Consider the following 9,500-nt stretch of genomic DNA (forward strand, 5'->3'; position numbering starts at 1 on the left):
ACTCGACGTCCAGGAACCCGGAGTGCTCACCGGTTGGCGGCTACCTACCCACCAGGAGTTTGCCGGATGGCTCACTCCCAGAACTCATTAGGAACCGATGAGCATCTACACCCTCACGCCCAAACCTGGTCTCGAGCGCTACACCATCCAGGTCGGCTGGAACCCGCACCGCACCTACTTCGCGACCGTCGTCGACGTCGCCTGGGACCCCGTCACCCATCCCGACAACGAACCCGACACCATCCGGATCGGCCTGGTCGGGGCGATTCTCGACCCGACCGAGGTGCTCCTGGCCGTCGAACCCTACGCCGACGTTCCGGCTGACCTGGCTGCCACGCTGCGCGCCGACCAAGCCGCGCACCCGGTGCGCCGCTAAGACGAACGCCCGAGGTCCACCGCCGCACCGCGACGCCAGGGCCCTCTCGCACTCGCCGACAGCACCTTCTGATTCACCGGCCGTCGCCCGGCCGCTCCGCGCGAACCCCGCGCACCATCCGGGCACGGCCGACACGGCCGTGCCCGGATTCCACCCACCCATGAAAAGGGGGGAATCCATGCCCACCAACGACAACCGCTCCACCGCATGCAGGCCCGCCGGCCCCCGGCAGCAAGCCGGCCCGCGCATCCTCGCGCAACGGCACCGCGCCCAGCACGGCGACCAGGAAAAGCGGGCAACCCGAGACAGGCATGCCATGGTCGGCGCGGCCGAAACCGCCACAGCGGTGACCGCATGACCACCCCGAACACCCCTGACATTCCGCTCCAGCTGGCCGGTCGGCCCACCGTCGGCGGGCTCGTCGTGCCATGGATCACCGGCCGCACCCCCGATGGCCGGTACCGGTTCGGCGCCGTCGACCTCCACCGGCAGAACCGAGCACTGACCGACCGGCTCTGCCAAACGTGTGGCGTCCAGCTCGGGGCGCGAATGGTCTTCGCGCTGCGCGACAGCGACCTGCGGCTGCTCGTCAGCCCTGAACCTGGCATGCACCCGGTCTGCGCCGCGTACTCGGCTACCGCGTGCCCGATGCTCGCCGGGCGGATGAGCCACTACCGGAGCACGTCCCTCGCCGGGCAGCTGGCCGACCTCGGCGTCCTGGCCCACGGCGATCCCGCCAGCCTGCGGGCTGGCGCCCTCGCCGAGCCGTGGCAGCTGGTCTGGGTTACCGGCTACCGGCCCTTCACCAACCCGCTCACCGCTCAGCTCGCCGCGCTGCTGCTGCCCGAGCAGATCCTGCGCGTACGGCCGATCGACACCCCCTCCAACCCCAACCCGGGAACGGAGACCAACCCGGAATGAATCGCAAGACCCTTCCCGCGCGGCTGGCCGCGCGTCCGTTCGACAGCCGTCGCCGGCTGCCGATCCCGTACGTGAGCGAGCACGACGACGGGAGCGTGAACTTCGCCGTCGTCAACGGCACCCGAGCCCTGGAATGCGGGCTCCGCCGGCTGTGCTCGGCATGCGGCCAACCGCACGAGCCCGCCATCGCGTTCGTCGGTGGACCCGGCGGCTTCCACCAGCGCCGCTACACCGACCCCCCGATGCACCTGGAATGCGCGCACTGGTCGCTGCGGCTGTGCCCGTACCTGGCCCTGCAGCGACACCGCCGCCGCGGCGGCACCGAGCAGACCGCGGCCCCCGGATTCACCGACATGGAGAAAGCCGAACCGGTGATCCTCGCCGTCACCCACGGCTACCGGCTCGACCTGATCTACGAGCCCGGCTCCCAGCCGCCGGCCATCGCGTTCCGGCCGTGGCCGTGGAACGCGGCCACCCGCCTCGTCTACCGCGACCGAGTACTCACCGAAATCGGCCCCGAACCCCTTCCCGCAACCTGAACGGAGCACCAGCTCGTGAGGTTTCACCAGATCCGCATCTACCACAACACCGACTCACGGTTCGTGCCCTACCAGAACGGGGACCGGCTGGCCGCCACTGTCTCGCACGGCCGGAACCAGCCCGCCGACACCAGCCCCGAGCAGATCGCCGACTGGGCGTTCCACGTGTGCAACGCCGACCTCGACCACTTGGAGACCGGCCGGGTGACGCCAGACGGGGAGGTCGACTTCCTCTTCGCCTGCGTCTACCGGCTGCTGCGGCTGCGGTCGCTGTCGGTCGGCGATGTCATCGACGTCGCCACCGATGAGGACAGCTGCTGGCTGGCCTGCGAACCGTTCGGCTGGCGGCGCATCACCCCGCCGTCCAACGCGCACGGGCAGCTGTTGACCGCCGAGAAGGTGTACCAGCACATCGCGGACCAGGCCAGCAGGCCATGACCGGCACCCCGGGCGAACCGGCCACCGCAGTCGAGGTCTATCGGCTGTGTGTGTTCGACCTGTGGCTGAGCTGCGGCCACATCGCCACCGTCGCGGTCAACGGCTGGTACCCGGTCACCGTGGCCTGCTGCGACCGGCTCGGCGGAACGATCCTGCGCGGCGACTACGTGCCCTACTCCGCGCAGGTGGAGTACGTGAACCTGCTGTCCGAGCACCAGGTGCTGCGGCCGCAGGGCACACCGCGCGAGCCGAGCCGCCTCCTGGACCGGCGGCCCCGTACCGACAGGCCGTGCCGGCCCTCGTACCGGTGGGGCGAGTCCAGCGCCGGGCGGTACCCCGCCCGGGTCGGCGCCACCTGGAGCATCGACGGCTCCACACCGGCGGCCACAACCGCCGGCTGACCCCTGCTGACAGGCGCCTCCCAGGGGGAGGCGGCCGTAGCCGTGCCGCCGAACCGGGCGGCGCGAACACGAGAACGGCCCGCCACAAGGCGGGCCGTCGTCGTATCAGGACCCGGGACGCACCGCCTACGAAACGAACGCGTCCCGGGTTCTCCAACAACCTGGAGGACTCCAGTGTCCCTACCACTGATCATGATCGCCACCGCCTTGGCGGCGTTCACCCTCGGCGGCCTCACCATGTGGCCGTACATCCGCCAACTCGACAACCAACTCGCCGACGCCACCTGGCAGCTGGAACACGACCCGCTCACCGGCATGCTCAACCGCGCCGGCCTGATCGCCGCGCACGCCACCCTCGCCGAGGCCGACACCGCCGGGCCCATCATCGTCGTCCTGATCGACCTCGACGACTTTAAACCGGTCAACGACACCCACGGCCACAATCGAGGAGACGACGTCCTGGCCGCGATCGGCGGCCGCATCGCCGACATCGCCACACTCCACGGCGGCACCGCCGCGCGGCTCTCCGGCGACGAGTACGCGGCACTGCTGCCCGTCCGTACCGACGAGCTGGCCCGCATCGCCGACGCCTTCGTGACCCTGATCTCCGAGCCCGTCGAACTCACTGCGGACAGCGAACCCGTCACCGTCACCGCCAGCGTCGGCCTGGCACTCGCCGAAGCCACCGACCCGCTCGAAGAGATGGCCCTACGCCGCGCCGACATCGCGATGTACCACGCCAAGCACCGTGGCAGAAACCGATACGCCGTCTACGAGCCGGGGATGGGGATGCCCGCCGCCGGGCACCGTCGCGGACCTCGCCTCCGCGACCGCCGGCAGCTGAACGGGAAGGCGACGGCATGACGGCCGCGCGCAAGGAGATGGCCTGCCAGGCATGCCTCTCCCCACTGAACACCCTCGGCACACCACCCACCTACGTGCACCCGATCCAACTCGCCACCGACGGACACGAACCAGTCCCCGTCCCCGTCAGCCGCCTCGACACCGTGCGGCGCAGCTGCGACTTCTGCGGGGACCCCCACCCGACGTGGACCCTCCTCGGAGGCGAAATCGCCGCCGTCGCCATCGGCACGGACGGGGAAATGGTGCGCGACTTCGGCAATGCATGGGCGGCGTGCGCAACCTGCCAAACCCACATCGACGACGGCAGAAACGACAAGGTCATCGACCGCGCGGTACAGGCGCTCAGCCTCGGCAACCACCCGCAGGCGCGAGAACACATCGAGCAACTACACCTGGCGTTCCTGAACGCCCGGATACCGGGACGCACGCTCATCACGACGACCGCCTGGCCCGCCACCGCCATCACCGCACGGGAGCTGCCAAAGGTCCGCGACCGGCTCGCCCGCTTCTACCGAGGCAGCGACGACCTACCCGCCGCGCTCGCGGTCACCGACGCACGTCAACAGATCGCCGCCGGCCTGGACCGATCACGCCTGTACTGGATCGACGGCGACTTCACCGACCTCGCCGAATACGCCGCAGGAACGCTCCCCGACGTCACCATCAACCGCGACCTCATACCCTCGACCGACGGACTGCTCGTGTGGTCACGGCCGGTGACACGCCGGCAGATCACCGCCGCGTCCTGGACCGCCACCAGCGGCGGCTGGCACCTGGTCACCTACCGCACCATCGGCGGGGGACTGAACGGCAAACCGCTCCAGCGACTCCGCGAACACGTGGGCTGGCTCGCCCCCATGAACACCGCCCAGCTTCACGACCAGCATCCGCTACCCGGCGATCACCCCGCGGCAGCGCTACTCGCCACATGGCTGCTGATCGCACAGCAGGCCGCCGAAGTCATGACAGCAGACGTCGACAAAGCCGTTCGCCGGACTTACGTCCGCACCAACCGCCCCGCACCGCAGGTGCGGATCGTGCGTATCCGCGCCAAAAGCAACACCACATCGCCCGGCCCGCGATCAACGCCGGGCGAAGCAGGACATCCCCAAACCAGCCGGTTCTGGGTGTCCGGCCACTGGCGTAACCAGCCGTACGGGCCAGGCAGAAGGCTGCGGCGCCTCGTCTACATCGACGCGTTCCTACGGGGCCCCGACGACGCGCCGATCCAGCTCAGCACCACCGTACGCATGCTCGGCAGCCGCAAACCGAAGCCAGAAGTATACGAGTAGGAGCCGATGATCAGGTGGGGGAGCAGAACCCGCCAAGATCGACGGAGGTTGCTGGGTTGCGCCCGATCTAGGGCTCATACAGGTCGGCCCCGCGCCGGAGTCCGCGCGGGGCCGACCTGGTTGCCGGGTAGGACCGCGGTTCGATCAGACAGCAGGTCGATCTGGCCGAGGGGCCCAGTTGCTGCGGTCGGCCCAAGCGCCAGCGCCTACCTCGGTCCGGGGGGAAGGGCGTCGTGTCGTGGGCGCGAGTGCCGAGGTCGGGGCGTTCCTTGCATTCCTGCTCATCGACTTTGATCAGGTCTGACATGGCTTCGACGTGCTGTTTTCCGCGTCGAGCAGGTAGGTCACGAAGGTGTGCACCGTGTCGAGGAATGCCTTCTCCGGGTTGCTGCACGAGGAGAACAGGCCGTTGACGGCTTGGACGTAGCTTTTGAGTGCGCTGATGAGTGTGCCGATGTGCTGGTAGCCGAGGCTGGCATAGGCGTTGTATAGGCCTTCGAGCATGCTGGCGGCCTTCTTGCCCTCGTCGGCCAGCCAGCGGGTCTGGGCTTCGAGCTGGGCGAGGTAGGCGGAGCGCGCGGTCGGCGTACCTGCGATTGTGCCCCTTTGGCCTGAGTCTCGGTTGAGTGCGCTGGAGATGGTGCTGGTGGGTAGGACGTCGCGGAGACGGCGGGCGCCGGGTTGGACGCTGCGGTAGGACAGTCCGGAACGGGCTTTGGATCTGCGTAGCTTGTCGACGAACTCTGCGGCTGTGGTCATGTCGGCGGCTTCCCTGCGCCGTCGTCACTCTTGTCGTACCTCAAGACGGCCTGGGTGGTCCGTTTGGTTGTCGGGCGCGGGCCGTTCGAACACGAACATCCTCGTACGCATTCGTACAACGAGATCAAACCATGCACGACTAATAGATGGTTGTCTCATCCTGTGTTCGCCGGCCCGGAGACAAGCGGCCGGTCTACGAGGGGAGAACATGTGACAACCGACAACGGCATCGGGCGGCGCGGGTTGCTCGCCGCGGCGGCGGGTGTGGCTGCGCTCGGGGTGCTCGGCGCTCCGGCGCGAGCGGCCGGGGGCAAAGTAGGCCCTTACCGGTATCCGATCACACCCGGCACTCCGCAGTGGGCCAGCCTGAACAACCAGCAGGAGATGGTTGACGCGGCGCAGCTCCCCGACGGCCTTGCCGAAAAGATGGCCACTGACGACCTGCTCACGACTGTGCTGGCGTATCCGCTGCTCGCGCACGCCCTGGCCGCCGACGACCCGCGGGCAGGCTTGCAGACGGTGCTCGGCCGCAGTAAGGCGGCGCAGGAGCTGCTGCACCGCCCCGACGCCGCGGCTGCGATGCTTCGCCGTTACAGTGCGTTCGACCCGTCGATTCCGGCGACCGCGACGCCGCTGCAAGCCGGGCGGCGCACGATCGACGCGTGGCGTCTGGAGGCGTTGCTGTCGCTGCCGGCGATGCTGGCCGCGCCACCGCGCGGGCATCTGAAGGCGCTGTTGCGCGTCGGCCGGGCGCACCTGGACGCCAAATCCGCACACGCCGGCGTTTACGGAGCCAACTTCCTGGGCGGCGGTGCTACCGCTGATCTGCTGCACGGCACCCTCACGCGCGCGCAGACCGGAACGGCTGACGGCTGCGGCCGCACCGACGGCCCGGTCTCGATCGCCGCCGTCCGCCGGGCCGTCGACCAGCACCTTGAGGGCGCCACAATTCAGGCCTGCACGATCCCGAAGATCTCCGACCCCAACTCGGTCACCTACTACTACATGCAGACCCCGAACGGCACCAACATCCAATACTTCTCCGCTCCGTCGCTGACCTCCTCGCAGGTCAGCTGTTTGAATTCCGACTCGGACGCGGTTTGGCCGCAGGCCACCCGGGAGACGAGCGCCACGTACCGCTACAACTGCCACTCTTACGCCTTCTACAGCACCTCGGACTCCTCGAACAGCCGGTGGGTCGAGCGCATGTGGTGGGACAAGGCGCAGCAGATCTTCTATCCCAACGTCTCCCGGTACTGGACCGACGGCAGCTACAAGCAGTGGAGCACCCCGGTGATCTACTACTCCGGGATGCGCTGGGTGTACTGGACCTCCAACCAGTCCGACGGCGGGCACTCAGCCATCGAGGTGGGCACCACCGGCTACCTGCGTTCCAAGTGGGGTGTGTACGGCCGGATGTACCACAAGTGGGACTACGTCCCGAGCGTTTACCCGATGGGCGACATCCGCCAGTACTACCGCTGAGGTTCGGCAGGGCGGCTCAGGAAACACCGTCTACGTGCTGCAAGAGTCCGTCGGTGTCGACCAACGGAAGGTCACCGGAATGTTCACCGTCTCCTCCGCGGTGGCCTACCAGGCCTGCTATGCCGAATCTTTGGGGGGCTACGGGCCCTACTGCCCGTACACCTCGCGCTTCTGAACTGTTCGGCCGGCGGCGCGTTCACTTCACCGGAGGAACGCGCCGCCCCGTTCCTGGCTGGCCGTGGCGATCGGGCATCCCTGATCCGCCCGGGCTGCGGCTTGGCCCGGGCCCGCCTGCCCAACCCCTTACTCCTCTGGAGGACCTGCCATGATGCTGCGGCCGAATCGCGGCCGCCACCGCTGTCCTGCTGCTCGCCGGCCTGGCGCCAGCGATGCCCGTCGCCGAGGGCTCGGCGTCCGCAGCACCGGCCTCCCACGCCTCCGACAACCCGCCAAGTACCACTCAGCCATCGGCCGTCGATGCGGCGCAGCGCGACACGCTGCTCGGCAAGGGTTGGCGGACGTCGACGGACGTCGCCTGGACTCTGTATCAACCGGGCCCCGGCGCTGGAACGACATCCGGATCTCGCCTCGTTCGTGCCGCTTCAGGGGCTTTCGGCGATCCATCCGGCGGCGAAGATGCCGGAGGCCGCGGTGAGGACGGCGGCGGCGATGATGGTCGCGTTGAGCCCGAGGGCATCGGCGAGGATGGGAGCGACGAGGGCGCCCGCTGCGTAGCCCGATGTCGTGCCGGCAGACCGGTCATATCTTGATCTTGTGGAAGCCCTGCCGCCCCCACCCAGGTGGGAAGCGATCTGGAAACTCAATCCGACTCAGGATCGCTTAGCTGATCTGAGACCTCACCCAGAATCCGAGCGGCGTTGTCCACCCGTCGCCTTAATAGCGCCGATATCTGCTGCACCGTGTTGGGGTGCGTCCGGATGATTCCCTCTTCCTGCTCAACCATAAGGTGCTTCAGGACTCCGGACATGTTGGTCAGCTCGCGACACGTCCGGTCAGCGATAGCAGTGTCGATCTCATCGCGGGATGGCGACGGGTGGGTGGGATCTCGGAGTTCGCTCCAGCGTGGATCGCTCTGCGCCTCGTCCGGAGTGCTGTACCGGTAACCGTACCGATGCATGCATTTGCTCCACTGGTCGGTGACGGCTCGAAACCTGTCGTCGGCACGCGCGCGGTCGGCGGCGTTCTGCTCTAGCCACTGGATGCCTTGCTCGGGCGGTACCGTAGGATCGATCACATCGATTCTCGGCGGATCCTCGCCGCCGTTGAGTATCCGCTGGCTCCGTCCGTCGCATCCTCCGTTGGGAACCGGCCGTCCGAAGTAGACGGCAACATCCCCGATAAACACCGGAACCGCCTCGCTCGGAATGACGATGGGTTGGGTGCCGCGTCGCGTGGCTGCGGACATCTCCGCGGCGAAGTCCGGCGGCCCCTGATAGCCGTATTCCGCAACGTCGTAGACGCCGAGCCAGTTCAGCTGGGTGGCATGTGTGGGATATTTTGCTTCACGAGCTTCAGGAAGGGGTACGTCAAGACCGAAGGACTCGAGGCATTCGCGCAATAACCTCAGCGTCGCTCGCCGCACCTGATTGTTTCCGGCAGGTGAGAGCTCATGGGAGTCGAGCGGCAAGGCTAGTTCTTCAGCAGCGCCTGCGGTCTGCGAAATGACCGGTAAAGGTCGCATCGCTGCATGTTCGTTGATCGAGCATCCTGTTGCTATCGCGGTCGCTAACACCAGCGCCGCTTTTCTCGCCACCCGCATTAGTCCTTGCCGCCTCACTCGCGCTGCCGGAGGTGCCCCGGGGCCCACGCGGGGGCACGGGGCCACGTCGTGCAGGAACAACTATCTCCAAGCGACCGCCGCGGCGTAGTAGACCGGACCAAAGGCGCCGTTGCGGGAGTACTTCGCCTGGACCAGACTGGCCTGGGTGTCCCGCACGCCGGCGGTGTAGTCCCAGGACCAGCCGGTGCTGCCATCGCGGCTGCCGCACTGGTAGAGGCCCTGGTTCCCCTTGTACCTCCAGATGAGCGCGACCTGTCCAGTCTGCTCGGGGTTGTACACCTTTGCCCAGGCGAACCAGCGCCCCCCGTACTGCCCCTCGTTGACTTGAATGCTCGTGTTCGACGTACCAGGGACGCTCATCCCGGTGTTTGGCACGGGCTTGATGCCGGACGCCTTGTTCGGGTCCTGCAGCCAGTCGCCGCACCACACGGGCTGGTCGGCGGCTGACGCTGGAGCAGCTGATGCGACGACGGCCGCGCTCGTGATGACAACGGCCGCTAGTGATGAGGTGAGAATCTTCCGGAACATGACGGCTCTTCGAACTTAAGCGGGGTTGAGGTGTCCGCGGTGGCGTCGGGTGGTGGCGGTGCGGGTGCGTAGGCGTTGGTTTTCGGGGTTTCGGAA

The 9,500-nt window shown here is 67.8% G+C and carries 13 protein-coding genes; 9 read left to right on the forward strand and 4 right to left on the reverse strand.

Annotated features, from left to right (window positions below):
- Nucleotides 1-97 precede the first annotated feature (97 nt).
- The 8 genes from AB0C02_RS32965 to AB0C02_RS33000 all read left to right on the forward strand — a co-directional run bounded on the left by AB0C02_RS32965 (nucleotide 98) and on the right by AB0C02_RS33000 (nucleotide 4,831).
- Entirely contained in the window at nucleotides 98-376 is a 279-nt protein-coding gene (locus tag AB0C02_RS32965; RefSeq protein ID WP_357553132.1) for a hypothetical protein, read from the forward strand.
- Nucleotides 377-554: 178 nt separating this feature from the next.
- A complete protein-coding gene (locus tag AB0C02_RS32970; protein WP_357553133.1) occupies nucleotides 555-734 on the forward strand; it encodes a hypothetical protein in 180 nt (59 codons plus the stop codon).
- Nucleotides 731-1,297: a hypothetical protein gene (locus tag AB0C02_RS32975; protein WP_357553134.1), complete on the forward strand. Its 567-nt coding sequence runs from the start codon at nucleotides 731-733 to the stop codon at nucleotides 1,295-1,297. The genes AB0C02_RS32970 and AB0C02_RS32975 overlap by 4 nt, the downstream gene beginning before the upstream one ends.
- Nucleotides 1,294-1,836, forward strand: a complete 543-nt coding sequence (locus AB0C02_RS32980) for a hypothetical protein (protein ID WP_357553135.1) — start codon at nucleotides 1,294-1,296, stop codon at nucleotides 1,834-1,836. The genes AB0C02_RS32975 and AB0C02_RS32980 overlap by 4 nt, the downstream gene beginning before the upstream one ends.
- A gap of 15 nt (nucleotides 1,837-1,851) precedes the next feature.
- Complete coding sequence (locus AB0C02_RS32985; protein ID WP_357553136.1) at nucleotides 1,852-2,274, forward strand: hypothetical protein; 423 nt, start codon at nucleotides 1,852-1,854, stop codon at nucleotides 2,272-2,274.
- A complete protein-coding gene (locus tag AB0C02_RS32990; protein WP_357553137.1) occupies nucleotides 2,271-2,675 on the forward strand; it encodes a hypothetical protein in 405 nt (134 codons plus the stop codon). The genes AB0C02_RS32985 and AB0C02_RS32990 overlap by 4 nt, the downstream gene beginning before the upstream one ends.
- A 174-nt stretch (nucleotides 2,676-2,849) precedes the next feature.
- Nucleotides 2,850-3,539 carry a GGDEF domain-containing protein gene (locus AB0C02_RS32995; protein ID WP_357553138.1) on the forward strand — a complete coding sequence of 230 codons (690 nt, stop codon included), beginning with the start codon at nucleotides 2,850-2,852 and terminating at the stop codon, nucleotides 3,537-3,539.
- A complete protein-coding gene (locus tag AB0C02_RS33000; RefSeq protein WP_357553139.1) occupies nucleotides 3,536-4,831 on the forward strand; it encodes a hypothetical protein in 1,296 nt (431 codons plus the stop codon). Before AB0C02_RS32995 ends, AB0C02_RS33000 begins: the two co-directional genes overlap by 4 nt.
- A 294-nt stretch (nucleotides 4,832-5,125) precedes the next feature.
- Here AB0C02_RS33000 and AB0C02_RS33005 read toward each other — a convergent pair whose 3' ends face one another.
- Nucleotides 5,126-5,590, reverse strand: a complete 465-nt coding sequence (locus AB0C02_RS33005; RefSeq protein WP_357553140.1) for a hypothetical protein — start codon at nucleotides 5,588-5,590, stop codon at nucleotides 5,126-5,128.
- A gap of 210 nt (nucleotides 5,591-5,800) precedes the next feature.
- On the opposite strand from AB0C02_RS33005, the gene AB0C02_RS33010 reads away from it, so the two are divergent.
- Nucleotides 5,801-7,075 (forward strand): hypothetical protein, encoded by a 1,275-nt coding sequence (locus AB0C02_RS33010; protein WP_357553141.1) that lies wholly within the window; start codon nucleotides 5,801-5,803, stop codon nucleotides 7,073-7,075.
- Between the two features lie 602 nt (nucleotides 7,076-7,677).
- Here AB0C02_RS33010 and AB0C02_RS33015 read toward each other — a convergent pair.
- The 3 genes from AB0C02_RS33015 to AB0C02_RS33025 form a co-directional block, all read right to left on the reverse strand.
- Nucleotides 7,678-7,899 carry a hypothetical protein gene (locus tag AB0C02_RS33015; protein WP_357553142.1) on the reverse strand — a complete coding sequence of 74 codons (222 nt, stop codon included), beginning with the start codon at nucleotides 7,897-7,899 and terminating at the stop codon, nucleotides 7,678-7,680.
- Complete coding sequence (locus AB0C02_RS33020; protein WP_357553143.1) at nucleotides 7,896-8,849, reverse strand: hypothetical protein; 954 nt, start codon at nucleotides 8,847-8,849, stop codon at nucleotides 7,896-7,898. The genes AB0C02_RS33015 and AB0C02_RS33020 overlap by 4 nt, the downstream gene beginning before the upstream one ends.
- A gap of 87 nt (nucleotides 8,850-8,936) precedes the next feature.
- Nucleotides 8,937-9,404, reverse strand: coding sequence for a hypothetical protein (locus tag AB0C02_RS33025; RefSeq protein ID WP_357553144.1), 468 nt, complete (start codon nucleotides 9,402-9,404; stop codon nucleotides 8,937-8,939).
- Between the last annotated feature and the right edge of the window lie 96 nt (nucleotides 9,405-9,500).

This window comes from Micromonospora sp. NPDC048999, assembly GCF_040649295.1.
Classification (GTDB): domain Bacteria; phylum Actinomycetota; class Actinomycetes; order Mycobacteriales; family Micromonosporaceae; genus Micromonospora.

What these genes read in the sequence shown, in the direction of transcription:
- AB0C02_RS32975 (WP_357553134.1), top strand. Translation starts at nt 731, where the DNA reads ATGACCACCCCGAACACCCCTGACATTCCGCTCCAGCTGGCCGGTCGG.
- AB0C02_RS33000 (WP_357553139.1), top strand. Translation starts at nt 3,536, where the DNA reads ATGACGGCCGCGCGCAAGGAGATGGCCTGCCAGGCATGCCTCTCCCCA.
- AB0C02_RS33025 (WP_357553144.1), bottom strand. Translation starts at nt 9,404, where the DNA reads ATGTTCCGGAAGATTCTCACCTCATCACTAGCGGCCGTTGTCATCACG.
- AB0C02_RS32970 (WP_357553133.1), top strand. Translation starts at nt 555, where the DNA reads ATGCCCACCAACGACAACCGCTCCACCGCATGCAGGCCCGCCGGCCCC.
- AB0C02_RS32965 (WP_357553132.1), top strand. Translation starts at nt 98, where the DNA reads ATGAGCATCTACACCCTCACGCCCAAACCTGGTCTCGAGCGCTACACC.
- AB0C02_RS32980 (WP_357553135.1), top strand. Translation starts at nt 1,294, where the DNA reads ATGAATCGCAAGACCCTTCCCGCGCGGCTGGCCGCGCGTCCGTTCGAC.
- AB0C02_RS33005 (WP_357553140.1), bottom strand. Translation starts at nt 5,590, where the DNA reads ATGACCACAGCCGCAGAGTTCGTCGACAAGCTACGCAGATCCAAAGCC.
- AB0C02_RS32990 (WP_357553137.1), top strand. Translation starts at nt 2,271, where the DNA reads ATGACCGGCACCCCGGGCGAACCGGCCACCGCAGTCGAGGTCTATCGG.